Source organism: Zoogloea sp. (assembly GCF_041911615.1).
Taxonomy (GTDB): domain Bacteria; phylum Pseudomonadota; class Gammaproteobacteria; order Burkholderiales; family Rhodocyclaceae; genus Zoogloea.
Map to the genome: position 1 here is coordinate 1 of NZ_JAYROR010000093.1, position 16,978 is coordinate 16,978.

Below are 16,978 nucleotides of genomic sequence, written 5' to 3' on the forward strand. Positions count from 1 at the left end.
CATGAGCGCGATCACCGTGAAGCAGGCCGCGCAGCCGCCCAGCAGCAGCACCTGCAGCTCCAGCCGGCGCACGCCGGCCGTGGTCCGGGCCTGCCACAGGGTCTGCCCGAAGAGCACGAGGTACATGACCACGACGACGCCGGTGTAGACGAAGTAGCCCCAGCCCCGGATCCGGTTCTCCGGGGTCGAATACCCCGGGATGAACCATTCCGTGAAGCAGAGCAGCGCGAGGAGGGCGCCGAGGACGCCCGCCGGCCACCAGCGCCGGATGCACGAGGGCACCCTGCCAGGCGGCCAGGTCGAGGCCGGCGAGCACGTCAGCGGGCAGCGGCGGGCGCTCGCGGGCGTCGCCGGCGTCGCCGTCGGGGGGCAGCGAGAGCGCGAAGCCGGGATCGGCGAGGGCGTCGGCCAGATCGAGGCAGGCGTGGCCCCGGCCAAGCTGGTGGCTGGCCAGCGCGGCGGCGAGGATCAACAGCGGCGGCGCGTCGCCCACCTGACGGGCCAGGAAGGCGGCGAAGGCGGCGTCGAGGACGCGCAGCCAGCCCCGTGCGGCCCACGCGTCGAGCAGGCGGAGGGTGGCGGCGGTGTCGTGGAGGGCGGGGTTCATGCGGCCTCCGTCGGGCGGCGGGCAAACAGGTGGTCGAGGGCGTCGATCAGCGCGCGGGGCGGCCGCTCGGCGTGGATGCCACGGCCGGGCGCGGCGCTGCCCCGCAGGAAGAGGTAGCGCGCGCCACCGATGTGGCGGTCGTAGTCGTAGCCCGGCAGGCGCAGCGTGAGCAGGCGGTGCAGCGCGAGCAGGTAGAGCACGTATTGCAGCTCGTAGCGCTCGGCGAGCACGCAGGCGCGCATCGCCGCGGGGGTGTAGGCCGCGTCGTCGGGGCCGAGCCAGTTGGATTTGTAGTCGATGATGTAGTAGCGCCCGTCGTGCTCGGCCACCAGATCGATGAAGCCCTTGAGCATGCCGTTGAGCTGGCCCGGGGCCAGCGTGGGGCGCGGTGCGGCGTCGAGGGTGTGGGCCCGCACGAGGGCATCGACCCGGCTCAGGTCCACGTCGTGGGCGGCGATCCAGAATTCCATCTCGGCCACCGCGCCGTGCAGGCTCGCGAGGCCCGGCACGCCGTCGCCCAGCGGTACGTGCAGGAAATCCTCCAGCCAGGTGGCGAGCGGGTCGATCCATTCGACCCAGCCGCGCACCGCGCAGCGGCGGGCAACGGCGTCGCGCAGCCGGACGGGGTCGGCGGCGACGCTGGCGAAGCCCTGGGCGGCGGCCCATTCGAGCAGTTCGTGGAGGAAGGTGCCGACCGCGGCGCCCCGCGGAAAACCGTGCAGCAGGCCGCGCGAGGGCTGCGCCGCCGGCACCGGGGCAAGGGCCGGCGCCGGTGGCGCGACGGCGCCGGCGGCCTCGCGGAAGACGTCCTCGGCGGCGGTGTCGGCGCTGTCGGCGGCGGTGGCGAGGGCCGAGTAGCTGGCGATCCACCAGTGCTCGCGCACCGGGCGCAGGGGCACCCGGGCGGCGCCTTCGACCACCGGGCGGGCGTGGCCGACGTAGGGTGCGTCGTCCACCGGCGGGGCGTCGACGACGGCGATCTCGGGCTGTCCGGCCGCCAGTGCGTCGAGGCCGCCGGCGAGATCGCCCCCGAGCAGGTAGCCCAGCGCGCTGTGCGCGAAATCGGCGAGGGGCGCGGTGCCGATCCAGCAAGCGTAGCGGGCGCGGGTCAGGGCGACGTAGAGCTTGCGCAGGTCTTCGCCGAGGCGTTCGCGATCGACCCGTTCGAGGCAGTGGCCGTCGTCGGCCAGGGCGAGCCGCAGACGGCCGGCGTCGTCGTGCCACTTGAGGGGCAGGTCGTCGTCCTTGGCGACGCGCACGCTGCAGGCGAAGGGCAGGAACACCAGCGGGTATTCGAGGCCCTTCGACTTGTGCACGGTGACCACCTGCACCAGGTTGGCGTCGCTCTCGAGGCGGATCTGGCGAGCGTCGCTGCCGCCCCGGTCGTCGGCGCGCTGTTCGGCCAGGTGGCGGATGAGGGCGTGTTCGCCGTCGAGCAGGCTGCTGGCCTGCTGCAGGAGTTCGGCCAGGTGCAGCAGGTCGGTGAGGCTGCGCTCGCCGCTGCCGCCGGCGGCGAGCAGGCGCGCCGGCACCCGGAAGTCGTTGAGGAGCCGGCGCAGCATCGGCAGCACGCCCTGGCGGCGCCAGCAGTCGCGGTAGCCACGGAATTGGTCAATATAGTTGTCCCATTTGAGCGGATCGCGGTTGAGGCTGTCGAGCTCGGACCAGTCGAGGCCGAGGGTGGCGGTGGCCAGGGCGGCGCGCAGCGCGCGGTTGTCGTCGGGCTCGGCGCAGGCGACCAGCCAGCGCTGCAGGTCGGCGGCTTCGGGGCGCTGGAAGACCGAATCGCGCTCCGACAGGTAGACGCTGCGCACGCCGCGGCTGGCGAGGGCGGCGCGGATCGTGCCGGCTTCCTTGCGGTTGTTCACCAGCACCGCCATGTCGGCGGGGCGCAGCGGGCGCAGGCCGTCGGGGGCCGCGAAACCGGCGCGGCCCGCCTCGCCCAGGTTGAGCAGGCGCACCATCTCGGTGGCGCAGGCGGCGGCGCTGGCGTCGAGGTAGGCCTCCTTGCCGAGGGGTTTGTCGTCGGCGGCGGGCGGCAGGCGCCAGGCGGTGAGCGCAGGCAGCGGCGTGCCGTCGGCCTGCAGCACGTCGTCTCGCCCGGCGGCCTCGGCGGGCAGGAAGGGCACCGGGTTGGCGTCGCCGCGGCGGAACAGGAAGGCGCCCTGCCCCTCCGGGCGTTCCTCGGCCAGGACGAAGCAGCGGTTGACGGCGGCGACCATCGCGGCGGTCGAGCGGTAGTTGCGCCGCAGGGTGTAGAGCCGGCCGGCGGTGGCGCGGCGGGCGTCGAGGTAGGTGTAGATGTCGGCGCCGCGGAAGGCGTAGATGGCTTGTTTGGGGTCGCCGATGAGGATCAGGGCGGTGGCGGCGTCGTTGTCGGCGACCCGGTAGATGGCGTCGAAGATGCGGTACTGGACGGCGTCGGTGTCCTGGAACTCGTCGATCAGCGCCACCGGGAACTGGCGCCGGATGAGTTCGGCGAGGCGCGCCCCGTTGGGGCCGGCGAGCGCGGCGTCGAGGCGGCCCAGCAGGTCGTCGAAACCCATCTGGGCGCGGCGGGCCTGCTCGGCAGCGAAGCGCGCGGCCACCCAGCGGGTGGCGTGACGCAGGATGTCGTCGCGGCCGTCGGGCAAGGCGGCGAGCGCAGGCTTGAGCGCCTCGATGGCGGCCAGCGCGGGGTGGGTGGGCGGCGCGTCGTCATTCCAGATCTCGGCCATGCCGGCGGGGGTCAGGCGCGTCCAGGCGGTGGAGGTGAGTTCGGGCACGGACGCCAGCGGATCGGTGGCCCAGCGCGCCAGCGCCGCCAGCCAGCGCTCGCCGGTGGGGCGGTTGAGCTTGGTGCCGGAAAAGCGCTTGGCCTGGCGCGCTTCGTCGATGAGGGTGCGCAGTTCATCGACCCAGGCCGCCCACGGCGCCTTGAGCTCGGCGAGACGGCGGGCCTTTTCGGCGTCGGCGGCGGCCAGCGCGGCGGCGGGCGCGGCGCTGGGTTCGAGCCGCGCGACGTGGGGCAGCAGGCCGCCGAGCACGCCCTTGAGCGCGTCGGGCGAGGCCCACCAGCCGCTGACCCGGCGTGCGCCCGCCACATCGAGGGGATACATGAAACTGCGCCAGTAGTCGCGCACGACTTCGGCGAGGAGTTCGTCCTGATCGGTTTCGAGGCGCTGGGTGAACAGGCTGTCGCTGTCGAAGGCGTGCTCCCGGAGCATACGGTGGCACCAGCCGTGAATGGTGGAGACGGCCGCTTCGTCCATCCATTCGGCGGCGAGCTGGAGCTTGCGGGCACAGCCGGGCCAGGCCTCCGGCGGGTAGTCGGCGCGCAGCGCCTGGAGCAGCGGATCGGCACCACCCTGCCCGGCCGGATCGGCCAGGAAAAAGGCGGCGGCCTCGGCGAGGCGGGCGCGGATGCGGTCGCGCAGTTCCTTGGTGGCGGCGTCGGTGAAGGTGACGACGAGGATCTCGGGCGGGTCGAGCGGCCGCGCGAAGGCGGCGTCGCCCCCGTGGCCGAGGACGAGGCGCAGGTAGAGCGCGGCGATGGTGAAGGTCTTGCCGGTGCCGGCGCTGGCTTCGATGAGCCGGCTGCCGCCGAGCGGGAAGGCCAGCGGTTGCAGGGCGGCGGGAATGGGCGGGCTCATGCGGGTTCTCCGGCGTCGGCAGGCTGGGCGAAGGTGGCGGCATAGACCGGGCGCAGCAGGCTGGCCGCGAGCCGGGCGAATTCGCCGCTGGCGGCGAGGCTGGCGTAATCGGGCCACGCGCGCTGGAGGTAGGCGCTCTCGCCGAGTTCGCCGTGGCTGGTGTAGCCGTCGCCTTCGTAGGTTCGGGCGGCGGTGCTGCGGCCGGTGTCGCTGTCGGCCAGGAGGGCGAAGCCGGTCTTGACGGCGAGCGGCAGCGGACGGGCCTGGCCCTCGCGCCACGCCGCGAGCAGCGCGTCGAAATGCAGCCGGGCAACGGCCGCATCGAGGGGTTCGAGGCGCACGCTGCCGACCTTGCTGATGATCGCGGTGGTGAGCGGCGCGCCATCGAGCTGGGCGGCGAGATGGGCCACCCAGTGGCGGATGACGACGTGGTGGCGGTATTTCTTGTCCTTCACCAGATCGCTGGATTCGAGCACGATGCGCCCCCGGCTGCCGTCGGCGCCGACGCGCAGGTCGTGGAGCCGGTCGTCCACGCGCAGGCCGAGGGTGGCGTTTTCGTAGCGGATCACCGCGTCGTGGGCCGCCGGCGTCGGCCACTCGGCCAGGGCGGCGGTGTAGCGCGCGAAGAGGTCGTCCATCGGCGCGGCGAGGGTTTCGCGGTTGAGGGCGGCGAAGGCGCGGGCTGGCAGTTCGCCGCGCCGGTCGATGCGCTCGAGCCCGGCGGCGAGCGCGGCCTCGCGCGGGGTGTCGGCGTCGATGGCCTGGGCCTGGGCGGCGATGAGTTCGTTCCACAGGCTCCACTTCTGCAGGCCGTCCAGGTCGAAGGGCTCCTGGTCGTCGCTGGCGGGGTCGTCCTGATCGAAATCCACCTGCAGGCGTTGTCGGAAGAAGGCCTTGACCGGGTCGCGCAGGAAGTTCGCCAGTTCGGCCAGGCGCAGCGGCTCGTCGCGCTGGGTCGGGGCCAGCGGGCCGCCGGGCGGCGGACGGTCGTCGGCGATGCGCCATTCGCTGGCGTAGGTGAACAACCGCGAGGTGGCCGCTTCGGGCGGGAAGTAATCGGGGTTGAAGGGCTGCAGACGATGGGCGGTGGTGAGGAAATCGAGCAGCGCGTCGGGGGCGTCGTCGTGCCCGGCCAGACGCCAGCCGGCGGCGAGGTGGTCGCGCAGCTGGCCGACCAGCACCGACGGCGGGCGCACGGTGTTGTCGTGGATGCTGCGCCCGACCCACGAGATGTGCAGCTGCTCGCGGGCCGACAGCAGCGCTTCGAGGAAGAGGTAGCGGTCGTCCTCGCGGCGGGAGCGGTCGCCGGGACGGTAGTCGCCGCCCATCAGGTCGAAATCCATCGGCACCCGGCTGCGCGGGTAGTCGCCGTCGTTGAGGCCCAGCAGGCAGACCCGCCGGAAGGGAATCGCGCGCATGGGCATCAGCGTGGCGAAGGTGACCACGCCGGCGAAGAAGCGTTGCGACAGGCCGCCGTCGTCGAGCTGGGCGAGCCAGTGCTCGCCCACCACCGCGAGGGGCAGCGGGGTGTCGAGGCGGCCGACGGCGCAGGCCGTCTGCCATTGCACCAGGGCCTGTTCGAGCCGCTGCAGGGTGAAGGCGTCGGGGCTGTCGCCCGGGTCGAAGAAATCGGCCATCAAGGCGCGCAGGCGGGCGCACCATTCGGTCACGTCGGCGTCGCTGGCGAGGGTGCGCCAGGTGGCTTCGAGGCGCTCGAAGAGCTGCACCAGCGGGCCGAGCAGCGCGGCGTCGAGACCGCCGATCTCGTCGTAGGGCGCAATGCCCTGCCAGGCCTCGGCGGTGCCGCCGACGGCGTAGCCGAGGAGCATCCGCGACAGGCCGAAGCGCCAGGTGTTGGCCTCGGGGGCGTCGGGCAGGCCGAGGCCTTCGCGGTGTTCGGCGTGCAGCCCCCAACGCACCCGGGCGCCGTGGATCCAGCGGTGCAGCAGCGGCAGCTGGTCGTCGGCGATGCCGAAGCGGGCGCGCAGGGCCGGCACTTCGAGGAGATCGAGCACGTCGCTCACCGCGACGCGCGAAGTGGGCAGTTCGAGCAGTTTGGCCAGCGCGCCGACGAGCGGGTCGTGGTGGCGCCGCCCCTGGTCGGCGATGCTGAACGGGATGTAACGGGGGTCGTCCCGCCCGGCGAGGCCGAACACCGCCTGAATGTGCGGCGCGTAAGCGTCGATGTCGGGCACCATCACGATCACGTCACGGGGGCGCAGCGTGGGGTCGGCGTTGAAGGCGGCGAGAAGCTGGTCGTGCAGGATCTCGACCTCGCGCTGGGCGCTGTGGGCCACGTGGAAACGGATCGAGGCGTCGTCGCCGGCCACCGGCGGCCAGGTGGCGACGGTTTCGGCGAGGGGGCGCAGGTGGCGGATGTCGTCGTGGAGCTGGCCCAGCAGGTGGTCGGTGGCGTGGCTGCCGAACAGATCGATGCGCTTGCCGAGGGCCTCGAAGTGCGGCAGGTAGCCGGCACGGCTGGTGTCGCTGTCGTGTTCGTCGAGCAGGCCGATGAAGTCGCGCCCCTGCTTGCCCCACGCGGCCAGCAGCGGATGGGCGTGCAGGTGCAGGCTGTCGGGGGCGATGTCCGCCACGTCGGCCGCCGGCGTGCCGCCCCGGCGCAGTTGGCGGCTGCGGGTGGCACGCAGCAGCGCCTTGTCGGCGACGATGTCGGCCCAGTAGTGCTCGCAGGGGTTGTGGACGCACATCAGCACCTGGGTCCAGCGGGCGATGGCGGCCAGCACCTCGAGGGACTGGCGCGGCAGCGCCGAGATGCCGAACACCATCACCCGACGCGGCAGGCCGGGGGGACGACCGGCGTCGTCGGGCCAGGCGGCGACGCGGTCGAGGAAGGTCTGGTGCACGGCGGCACGCCCGAGCCCGGCGGCGCCGGGCGTGCCGTCGGGGTCGGCCGCCACGTCGGCGAGCAACGCCCGCCACAGGCTGGCCTGCCAGCGCTGGGTGTCGGGCAGCGGCTGGCGCTCGCCCCGGGGGCGGATCAGCACGTCGTCGCCCGCGGCCCACGCGGCCAGCCAGTCGGCGCGATAGACCTGATACTGGTCGAACAGGTCGGCAAGACGCTCGGCGAGCTGGAAACGCTTGCGCAGATCGGCGTCGGCCGCCAGGAAGCGCGACAGCGGCGCGTAGATCGGCTGCCCCATCGCCGCCGGCAACAGGCGCATCAGGCGCCACACCAGCAGCGGTTTGTCGAAGGGCGACACTTCCGGCACCGCATCGTGGCCCAGCACCGCGCGATACACCTGCCACAGGAAGCGCGACGGCAGCGACATGTCGAGCCCGGCGGCAATGCCGCAACCGCCCCCCACGCCGTCCGCATCCTCGGCCAGGGCGAGGCGCAGCCACTGGGCGATGCCGTTGCTGTGCACCAGCAGCGTCTCGGTCTCGAGGGGCGCCAGCGGATGGCTGCGCACCCAGGCGACGAGCAGTTCGCGCAGGGTTTCGGGCTGGTTGCCATGCACCAGCATCAGGCCGGGCGTAAGCGGAGTGGGAAACACGGCGTTCTCCGGGTGGGACAGCGGAATCTGAAAGCCCTTGCGGGCCATGGCCAGGCGGGGGCGTCGCCCCATGCACGCACGGCGCTGCGGATTGTAGGGCTTCGGTCGGGCAGCGCAAGGCCGCACGCAGGCCGGCGGCATTGCCGGAAGGACAGCCCTGCCCATAGAATATCGCTATTGTTTTCAGGGTTTTTACACGTTCTCCCGGTGTCGAACGCATCGCCTCCAACCGCCCAAGGGCCACTGAAGCGGGTACTGGTCGTCGTCTACACCCAGACGGGCCAGCTCTCCGCCATCGCCCATCGCCTGATCGAACCGCTGGTCGACGATGCGGACATCGCGGTGCACATCGAAAACCTGCGGCCGGAGCAGGCCTTTCCGTTCCCGTGGCCGTTCTTCCGTTTTCTCGACGCCTTTCCCGAATCGGCCCTCATGACGCCGGGCCATCTGGCACCCCTGGGCGTGCCGGCCGAGGCGCCCTTCGACCTCGTGATCCTGTGCTATCAGGTGTGGTTCCTCGCCCCCAGCCAGCCGGTCACCGCCTTCCTGCAAAGCGACGCGGGCGCGCGGCTCCTGGGCGGACGGCCGGTGGTCACCGTGGTGGCGTGCCGCAACATGTGGCTGATGGCCCACCGCCGTCTGAGCGCCCTGCTCGCCGGCGTGCAGGCCCGTCACCTGGACAACGTCGTCTTCACCGACCGGGCGCCCACCTTCGCGACCCTCGTCACCACACCGCTGTGGCTGCTCACCGGACGCCGCCGTGTCGTGCCCGGCCTGCCGCCGGCCGGCGTGGCCGACGACGACATCCGGCGCAGCATCCGCTTCGGGCGCGCCCTGCGCGACGCGCTGCGGGCCGGGCACGAGCGGGGCGACGGGCCGTTGCTGGCCGGACTCGGCGCCGCCTGCGCGCGCCCCGAGCTGCTGGCCAGCGAGCAGGCCGGCACTCGCAGCTTCCGGCTGTGGGGCCGCCTGCTGCGCCGCGCCGGCCCCCCCGGCGCCTGGCAGCGAGTGCCGCTGCTGGGGCTCTACCTGGTGTTCCTGGTGGCGATCATCGTCACCGTGATCCCCGTCTCCCTCACGCTCCAGGCGGCGCTGCGCCCCGTGCTGCGCAAGCGCCTGGCCGCCACCAAGCGCGCCTTCGAGCAACCTTCCGGTTCTGGCGTCGAACGCCTTGCCCACTATGATTTCTGAGGTCTTCATCACCGGCTCGGCGGCCTGCCTGCCCCTCGACCCCGTTCCCAACGACCGCGTCGAGGCCATCCTCGGCATGGTCGGCGGCAAGCCGTCGCGGGCGCGGCGCATCGTCCTGCGCAACAACGGCATCCAGACCCGCCACTACGCCCTCGACCCCGCCACCGGCGAACCGGTCATGACTCACGCCCAGCTCACCGCCGCCGCGATCCGCGGCCTCGGCGACGTGGGCCGCGTCGATTGCCTCGCCACCGGCACCTCCAACGCCGACCAACTCCTGCCCGGCCACGGGGTGATGGTCCACGGCGAGCTCGGCTGGCCCCAGCTGGAGGTCGTCTCCCTGGCCGGCATCTGCCTGTCGGGCACCGCGGCGCTCAAGTACGCCACCATGGCAGTGGCCTCGGGCAGCGCCCGCCGCGCCATCGCCACCGGCTCCGAACTCGTCTCGCCGGTGATGCGCGCCCGCCACTTCGAGGCCGAATCCGAACACCGCCTTCAGGCCCTCGAGGAACGCCCGGAGATCGCCTTCGACAAGGAGTTCCTGCGCTGGATGCTGTCCGACGGCGCCGGTGCGGTGCTCCTCGAACCCGCCCCGGGCGCCGGCATGTCCCTGCGGGTGCGCTGGATCGAGCTGTTCTCCAACGCCCACCGCCTGCCCGCCTGCATGTACGCCGGCGCCGAGAAGGAATCCGACGGCAGCCTGCGCGGCTGGGCCCGTTTCCCGGTCACCGACTGGGCCTCGCGCTCGATCTTCTCGCTCAAGCAGGACGTGCGCCTGCTCAACGAACACGTCGCGCCGGTCACCCTCACCGAACCCATCGCCGCCCTGCGCGAGCGCCACGGCATCGCGCCAGCCGACGTGGATTGGTTCCTGCCGCACATCTCGTCGCTGTACTTCGCGCCGATCCTGGCCCGCACGCTGGACGAGATCGGTTTCCCGATTCCCGCCGAGCGCTGGTTCACCAACCTCGTCAGCAAGGGCAACACCGGCTCCGCCTCGCCTTACATCATGCTCGACGAGCTGATCCGCTCCGGCCGCATCCGCCCGGGCCAGCGGCTGCTGATGTACGTGCCCGAGAGCGGCCGCTTCTCCAGCGGCTTCGTGTTCCTGGAAGCGGTCTGATGGACATCCGCGACGTGCCCCAGGACGGCAACGCCACCCTCGGCGGCCACCGCAAGGCGGTGTATGCCCGCGGCGCCGACGGGCGCATCGTGGCCGTCGAATCCGCCGGCTGGGAGGCCGAGGAGATCGTCACCCTGCAGGCGGTGGACGTCTTCGACGCCTACGCCGCAGCCGCCCGCGCCCGTGTGCAGGCCGGCCAGTCGTCGCCGCTCGAATACTGGATGTACGCCCGCCGGATGGACCTCGCCACCTTCGCCCAGAGCACCGGCGTGTGGCGCTGGCGCATCCGCCGTCACTTCCGCCCTGCCGTGTTCGCCCGCCTCGCGCCGACCCTGCTGGCCCGCTACGCGGCTGCCCTCGGCATCGCGCCCGACACCCTGCGCCGCCTGCCATGACCGCCTTCCAGCACCGCCACGCCGCCCACTGCGAGAGCGGCACGGTGGCCAACCTCATCAGCCACCACGGCCTCGCCCTCTCCGAGCCGATGGCCTTCGGGCTGGCCGGCGGCCTCAGCTTCGCCTACCTGCCCTTCGTGCGCATCCAGGAGATGCCGCTGATCGCCTACCGGGTGCCGCCCCGGGCGATCATCCGCGGCGCCCGCAAGGCCCTGGGCATCGACTTCCACATCGAACGCTTCGGCTCCGTGGCCGCCGGAGAGGCCCGCCTCGACGCCCTGCTCGACCAGGGCCACGCCGTCGGCCTGCAGACCTCGGTGTACTGGCTGCCCTACTTCCCCGAGGACATGCGCTTTCACTTCAACGCCCACAACCTCGTGGTGTATGGGCGCGACGGCGACGACTACCTCATCAGCGATCCAGTGGGCGAACATCCGGTGCGCTGCCATCGGGACGATCTCAACCGCGCCCGCTTCGCCAAGGGCATGCTGGCCCCCCGCGGCACCCTGTACTACCCCGAGAACGTCGCCGCCGGCGCGATTCGCCCGGCAGCCATCCGCCACGCGATCCGCCGCACCGCCTTCATGATGCAGGCGCCGCTGCCGATCTTCGGCGCCGGCGGCATCCGCGGCCTCGGTCGCGCCATCGCCCGGCTCGACCGGAACGCGCCCGACAGCTTGCGGCTGGTCGGTCACATCGTGCGGATGCAGGAGGAGATCGGCACCGGCGGCGCCGGTTTCCGCTTCCTCTACGCCGCCTTCCTGCAGGAAGCCGCCCAGCACACCGGCCACGCCGCGCTGGCGCCCCTGGCCGAGCGGCTGATGGAAATCGGCGACGAATGGCGCGCCTTCGCGCTGGCCGCCGCGCGCATGGTCAAGGGCCGCGACGCGTTCGATCCGCCCGCCCTCGGCGCCCTGCTCGCCGCCCTCGGCCAGCGCGAAAAGGCCTTTTTCGACGACCTGCGCCGCGCGCTCGCCTGATGCTCACCGTCACCGATCTCGGCTACCGCTACCCGACCGCCCCGCGCGACGCCCTCACCGGCGTCGGTCTCACGGCGCACCGCGGCGAGATCCTCGGCCTGCTCGGCCCCAATGGCGCGGGCAAATCCACCCTCGTCGCCCTCCTCGCCGGCCTGCTCACGCCGCGTGACGGACACATCGAAGTGGACGGCACGCCCCTCGCCGATGTCCGCCGCGAGAACCCCACCCGCATCACCGTCGCACCGCAGGAGTACGCCTTCTACCCGATGCTCACGGTGGCCGAAAACCTCGCCTGCTTCGCCGCCGCCAGCCGCCTTGCCGGCACCGGCGCCCGCGAGGCCATCGACCGGGCCGTCGCCGCCACCCGCCTCGACAGCCACGCCGGCACCCGCGCCGACCGCCTCTCCGGCGGGCTCAAGCGCCGCCTCAACCTGGCCATCGCCTTGCTGCCGCGCCCCGAGCTCATCGTCCTCGACGAACCCACCGTCGGCGTCGATCCGCAATCGCGGGCCTTTCTCCTCGAAACCGTGCGCGGCCTCGCCGCCGCCGGCATGGCGGTGATCTACACCACCCACTACATGGAAGAAGTCGAGGCCCTGGCCGACCGGGTCACGATCATCGATCACGGCCGCGTGCTGTGCCAGGGCGGACTGGCCGAACTGCTCGCCCGCGATCCGGCGCGCCTGGACCTGCGCCTTGCCGCCCCGTTGCCCGCCGCACATCACGCCCGCCTCGGTGAGTTCGGCCGCCTGCAGGCGAACGGCGACCGGCTCTCGATCCAGCTCGCCGACGGCCTGCGCCCGGCTCAGGTGCTTCAGCGCCTCGACGAACTCGGCCTGCCCGCCACCGAGATCCGCTTCGGCCGTCACAGTCTTGAACGACTGTTCATGGAACTCACCGACACCCGCCTGCGGGACGACTGATGCTCGCCGCTCTGATCCGCAAGGAAATCCTCGCCCTCGTCCGCGACCCCCACGCCCTGGCCGCGCTGTTCGTGATGCCCGCCGCCTTCATCGTCGTGATGTCGCTGGCCCTGGCCAACCTCTACGCACCGGCCCTCGACCGCCTCGCCTACGCCGTCGATGCCGGCGAGCAGACGCCCGCCGCGCGACGCCTCGTCGCCGACTGGGCCCGCGGCCACGGGGCCGCCCAGCCCCTGCCCGTCGACGCCGCCGAAGCCCTGCGCAGCGGGCGCCTTGCCTACCTGCTGCGCCTCGAACCCGGCCTGGCCGACGCCCTCGCCAAGCTCACGCCGCCGGCCGCCCCGGTGGTACGCCTGCGTGCCGAGCCCGGCCTCGACGCCGGCGCCTTCCGCGCCCTGCAGGCCGAACTCGCCGCCACCACCGGCGAACTGCGCGCCGCACTGATCCAGGCAAGCCTGAGCGGCGAAAGCCCCGGCACACGTCAGTCGATCGCGCCCTTCCTGGCCGCCGAGCGCGCCGGCGACGACACCCTGCGCCCGACCAACGCGGTTCAGCAGAACGTACCCGCCTGGCTGGTGTTCGGCATGTTCTTCGTCGTCACCGCCATCAGCAGCCTGTTCGTCCAGGAGCAGGCCAACGGCACCCTAGCCCGCCTGACCGCGCTGGGCGTACCCCAAGGCCTGCAAATCCTCGCCAAGGCGCTGCCCTATGCCGCCGTCAACGCCGTGCAGGCCGCGCTGATGCTGGCCGTCGGCACCTGGCTGATGCCGCGCCTCGGCAGCCCCGGGCTGTCGCTGGCCGGCATCCACTGGCCGGCGCTCATCCTCGTCCTCGCCGCCACCAGCCTCGCCGCGATCGGCTTTGCGCTGCTGCTGGCCTGCCTCGTGCGCACCCACGCCCAGGCCAACACCCTGGGCCCCCTGTGCAACCTGCTGATGGCCGCCTTCGGCGGCATCATGGTGCCGACCTTCGCGATGCCCGCCACGATGCAGGCGCTCGCCCACCTGTCGCCGATGAACTGGGGCCTCGAAGGCCTGCTCACCGTCCTGCTCCGCCACGGCAGCCTCGCCGAGGCCGCGCCGTGGGCGCTGCACCTCGCGCTGTTCGGGCTCGTCGCCCTCACCGCCGCCGGCTATCTCTTTTCCCGCAGAATCGCGCCATGACCGCAAGCCCGACCCTCGACCCGGCCTTCCTCCAGGCCCTCAAGACCCTGATCCTCGACGCCGCCGACAAAGCCGAACCCGTCGGCGGCCTCGCCGACGACGAGATCCTGTTCGGCCCCGAATCCCGCCTGCAGCTCGACTCCCTCGACGCGCTGCAGATTTCGATGGCGATCCAGAAGCGCTACGGCGTGCGGATGCCCGACAGCAAGGAAACCCGCCGCGCCCTGGCCTCGCTGGCCAACCTCGCCCAGCATCTCACCGACCGCCTGTCGTGACCCGCGCCTGCCATCTTCTCGGCTCCGGGCTCGCCTCGGCCCTCGGCCCCGACCTGCCCACCGCGCTGGCCAACCTCGTCACCGGCGGCACAGCGCCCGAATACCGGCAGATGGCGCCCGGCGCCGACTCTCCTTACTTCGCGATCCCCGACGCCACCCCCGACTGGCACGCCCGGGCCCGGCATCTCGTACAGGCGGCCCTGGCCGAATGCGGCCCCGGCATCGATCGCGACGCCCCGCTCTACATCGCCTCCTCGTCCCTCAACGTGGGCGCCCTCGAAGACGGCTCGCCCTTCCTGGCCGACTGCCTGAGCTTCGCCGAGCACATCGCCGGCTGGCTCGACTGGCGCGGGCCAACGTACTGGGTTTCAACCGCCTGCACCTCCGCGCTCAACGCGGTGCTGAGCGCCCGCCGGCAGATCCTCGCCGGCCGCACCGACGAGGCGGTCGTGCTCGGCATCGAGCTCGCCAACCGCTTCAGCAGCGCCGGCTTCGGCGCCCTGCAACTGCTCGACCCGATCGCGCCTCATCCGCTCGCCGCCGACCGGGCCGGTCTGGTGCTTGGCGAAGCGGTCGCCGCGCTGCATCTGGGCAGCGCCCCCGCCCGCTGGCGGATCGCCGGCGGCGCCAACCTCATCGATGGCAGCAACCCGGCTGGCGCCGCCGCCGATACGGTGGCCGACACGGTGCGCACCGCCCTCGCCGACGCCAGCCTTGCTGCGGCCCAGCTCGATCTGGTCAAGCTCCAGGCCGCCGGCAGCCCCCACAACGACGTCGCCGAAATCGACGGGCTCAAGGCTGCCCTCGGCCCGCTGCCGGCCCTCGTCACCCTCAAGGCGCTGCTCGGCCACACCCTCGGCGCCTCCGGCGCAGCGGAGATCGCCGTGTTATGCGCCTGTCTCGAGAAGGGTTGCTGGCCACCGCCGCCCGCATCCCAACCCGATCCTGACCTGGGCGTGCAGCTCGCGCTCCATCGCCCCGCGCAGGTGCGCCACGTGCTCGCCAACGTCCTCGGTTTCGGCGGTGGCCACACCTGCGTCGTGCTGGAGGATCGGTACGCATGAGTTCATCCCGCACACCTGCAGTCTGGCGCATCGCCGGCCGGCATTTCTCTGATCCGCCCCCCGCCGACTGGCGGGCCCGCCTCGCCACCCGGCTGGGCGAGCGCCCCCGGCGCGTCGGGCCGTGGGTCGAGCTTGCCCTTTACGGCGCCCTCACCTGCCTCGACGACGCTGGCGAAGCCCGCCTGCCCGACGCCGCGCTGCTCACCCTCGCCACCGTCCGCGGCCCCGACATCGCGCTGCGCGCCGCCCTTGTCGAAGCCCGCGACAGCCTGCCGCTGCCCATCGGCTTCCTCACCAGCCAGCCCAGCCAGGCCTTGCCGGCGCTGGCCCGTTACCTGGGCTGGCGCGGCGATGGCCGCTGCCTCGCCAGCCGCGACGCGCTCGCCACCCTCCAGCTTGCCTGCGCCGACGCCGGCCCGGCGGGCGTCCTCGCCGGCTGGGTGGACGAGGGCAATCCCCTCAACAGCCTGTGGCTGCGCCTCGTCCCGGCCCCCGAAGCGGCCTCCCGACCAACCCGCCCGGCCTCCTTCGCCGAGCTCGCCGATCCGGTGCTCGCCGTCCTCGCCTTCGACGCCGGCGGACTCCGCGTCGCCCGACCCGAGCGTGCCCATGACTGACGCCTTCATCAGCCCCGAATACATCCTCAGCGTCGGCACCGGCTTCACCGCCGCCAAGACGCTGCTCTCCGCCGTCGAACTGGACGTGTTCACCGCCCTCGCCGAAGCGCCCGGCGATCTCGCCGACCTGGAACGCCGGCTCGGCCTGCACCCCCGCGCCAGCCGGGATTTCCTCGACGCGCTGGTGGCGCTCGGCTTTCTCGAACGTCAGAACGGCATCTACGCCAACACCCCGCCCGCCGCTCGCTACCTCGACCGGCGCAGCGAATCGTGCATTGCCGCCATGCTCGACATGGCCAACCAGCGCCTCTACCGCTACTGGGACGGGCTCACCGACGCCCTGCGCACCGGCCGACCGCAAAACGAGCTGAAGAACGGCGGCGCCACCCTCTTCGAAGCCCTCGCCACCGACCCGCCCCGACACCGCCAGTTTCTCGGCGCCATGAGCGCCCTCTCCCGCGGCGCCAACCAGGCCATCGCCCGCAAGTTCCCGTGGGACGGCTACGCCAGCTTCGCCGACATCGGCACCGCCCAGGGTGATCTCGCCGCCCAAGTCGCCCTCGCCCACCTCCATCTGACCGGCAGCGGTTTCGACCTGCCGGTCGTCGAGCCGATCTTCACCGAACACGTCGGCCGCCTCGGCGTGGCCGACCGCGTACGCTTCTGCCCCGGCGACTTCTTCCACGATCCGCTGCCCCGCGCCGACGTCCTGATGCTCGGCCACATCCTGCACGACTGGAACCTGGACGAAAAACGCCACCTCATCCGCCGTGCCTTCGACGCCCTGCCCCCGGGTGGCGCGCTGATTGTTTACGAAGCGATGATCGACGACGCCCGCGAGAGCAACGCGTACGGCCTGCTGATGAGCCTTTCGATGCTCATCGAGACCCACGGCGGCTTCGACTACACCGCGGCCGACTGCATGGGCTGGCTCGCCGAAGCCGGTTTCCGCAATCTGCGCCGCGAGAAACTCACCGGCGCCGAAGCCATGGTGATCGGATTGAAGTAGGCTAGGCGGGTTGGAACCGATGTGGGAGAACCGTCATGACCACCCCCCTCGATCTCGCTCGCAGCCGCATTACCACCGCGCTTCGGCAACGTGCCATCATTCTCGACCTGCACGGCCTCGGGCTCGACACCCCACCGGAATCCGGCAAGCCCGGTTCCAACACCGTTTACATCGAAGTGAAGGCCACCGACGATGCGAGCGTCGCCGTCCGCGAAAAATCGGTATTCCTGATTCCACGCTGATTGCCACTGGGGCGCCAACACCGCTTGTGCGCCCCAGCAGGACAGCCAGTCTGAACCACCCCGGAAGTGCGCGAGCGTTCAGTGCGGATGGTGTTCGAGCGGCGCAGCGAGCACGCGTCGCAATGGGCGGCGATCCAGTCGATCGCAGCGAAGATCGGCTGCACGGCCCAGACACTGCATACCTGGGTTCGGCAGCACGAGCGGGACACCGGACAGCGGGACGGGGTCAGCGGTGCCGAGAC

General features: G+C 72.3%; 14 protein-coding genes and 2 pseudogenes. 12 read left to right on the forward strand and 4 right to left on the reverse strand.

Features of this window, described 5'->3' with window-relative positions; genetic code table 11:
* The 4 genes and pseudogenes from ACE3P2_RS11120 to recC all read right to left on the reverse strand — a co-directional run.
* Window positions 1-282: hypothetical protein (locus tag ACE3P2_RS11120; protein ID WP_374264421.1), on the reverse strand; the 282-nt coding region annotated here is incomplete at its 3' end.
* A gap of 10 nt (window positions 283-292) precedes the next feature.
* Window positions 293-607, reverse strand: a pseudogene (locus tag ACE3P2_RS11125) (exodeoxyribonuclease V subunit alpha); the annotation flags it as partial.
* On the reverse strand, window positions 604-4,239 hold the full coding sequence (gene recB, locus ACE3P2_RS11130; protein ID WP_374264397.1) for an exodeoxyribonuclease V subunit beta: 3,636 nt from the start codon (window positions 4,237-4,239) through the stop codon (window positions 604-606). The pseudogene ACE3P2_RS11125 and the gene recB, both read right to left, overlap by 4 nt.
* Entirely contained in the window at window positions 4,236-7,826 is a 3,591-nt protein-coding gene (gene recC / locus ACE3P2_RS11135) for an exodeoxyribonuclease V subunit gamma (RefSeq protein WP_374264399.1), read from the reverse strand. Before recC ends, recB begins: the two co-directional genes overlap by 4 nt.
* Before the next feature lie 135 nt (window positions 7,827-7,961).
* Here recC and ACE3P2_RS11140 point away from each other — a divergent pair, with 135 nt between their 5' ends.
* The 12 genes and pseudogenes from ACE3P2_RS11140 to ACE3P2_RS11195 all read left to right on the forward strand — a co-directional run.
* Window positions 7,962-8,945 (forward strand): dialkylrecorsinol condensing enzyme, encoded by a 984-nt coding sequence (locus ACE3P2_RS11140; protein ID WP_374264401.1) that lies wholly within the window; start codon window positions 7,962-7,964, stop codon window positions 8,943-8,945.
* Entirely contained in the window at window positions 8,935-10,068 is a 1,134-nt protein-coding gene (locus tag ACE3P2_RS11145; RefSeq protein ID WP_374264403.1) for a beta-ketoacyl-ACP synthase III, read from the forward strand. The genes ACE3P2_RS11140 and ACE3P2_RS11145 overlap by 11 nt, the downstream gene beginning before the upstream one ends.
* Window positions 10,068-10,463: a hypothetical protein gene (locus tag ACE3P2_RS11150; RefSeq protein WP_374264405.1), complete on the forward strand. Its 396-nt coding sequence runs from the start codon at window positions 10,068-10,070 to the stop codon at window positions 10,461-10,463. The genes ACE3P2_RS11145 and ACE3P2_RS11150 overlap by 1 nt, the downstream gene beginning before the upstream one ends.
* Complete coding sequence (locus ACE3P2_RS11155; RefSeq protein ID WP_374264406.1) at window positions 10,460-11,443, forward strand: BtrH N-terminal domain-containing protein; 984 nt, start codon at window positions 10,460-10,462, stop codon at window positions 11,441-11,443. The genes ACE3P2_RS11150 and ACE3P2_RS11155 overlap by 4 nt, the downstream gene beginning before the upstream one ends.
* Window positions 11,443-12,366, forward strand: coding sequence for an ABC transporter ATP-binding protein (locus ACE3P2_RS11160; protein ID WP_374264408.1), 924 nt, complete (start codon window positions 11,443-11,445; stop codon window positions 12,364-12,366). Before ACE3P2_RS11155 ends, ACE3P2_RS11160 begins: the two co-directional genes overlap by 1 nt.
* Complete coding sequence (locus ACE3P2_RS11165; RefSeq protein WP_374264410.1) at window positions 12,366-13,529, forward strand: ABC transporter permease; 1,164 nt, start codon at window positions 12,366-12,368, stop codon at window positions 13,527-13,529. Before ACE3P2_RS11160 ends, ACE3P2_RS11165 begins: the two co-directional genes overlap by 1 nt.
* Window positions 13,526-13,804: a phosphopantetheine-binding protein gene (locus ACE3P2_RS11170; protein WP_374264412.1), complete on the forward strand. Its 279-nt coding sequence runs from the start codon at window positions 13,526-13,528 to the stop codon at window positions 13,802-13,804. Before ACE3P2_RS11165 ends, ACE3P2_RS11170 begins: the two co-directional genes overlap by 4 nt.
* Window positions 13,801-14,868, forward strand: a complete 1,068-nt coding sequence (locus tag ACE3P2_RS11175; RefSeq protein WP_374264414.1) for a beta-ketoacyl synthase N-terminal-like domain-containing protein — start codon at window positions 13,801-13,803, stop codon at window positions 14,866-14,868. The genes ACE3P2_RS11170 and ACE3P2_RS11175 overlap by 4 nt, the downstream gene beginning before the upstream one ends.
* Window positions 14,865-15,485: a hypothetical protein gene (locus ACE3P2_RS11180; protein ID WP_374264416.1), complete on the forward strand. Its 621-nt coding sequence runs from the start codon at window positions 14,865-14,867 to the stop codon at window positions 15,483-15,485. Before ACE3P2_RS11175 ends, ACE3P2_RS11180 begins: the two co-directional genes overlap by 4 nt.
* A complete protein-coding gene (locus ACE3P2_RS11185) occupies window positions 15,478-16,494 on the forward strand; it encodes a methyltransferase (RefSeq protein ID WP_374264418.1) in 1,017 nt (338 codons plus the stop codon). The genes ACE3P2_RS11180 and ACE3P2_RS11185 overlap by 8 nt, the downstream gene beginning before the upstream one ends.
* A 35-nt stretch (window positions 16,495-16,529) precedes the next feature.
* Window positions 16,530-16,736, forward strand: a complete 207-nt coding sequence (locus ACE3P2_RS11190; RefSeq protein ID WP_374264419.1) for a hypothetical protein — start codon at window positions 16,530-16,532, stop codon at window positions 16,734-16,736.
* Window positions 16,737-16,823: 87 nt separating this feature from the next.
* Window positions 16,824-16,978: pseudogene (locus tag ACE3P2_RS11195) on the forward strand (IS3 family transposase); the annotation flags it as partial.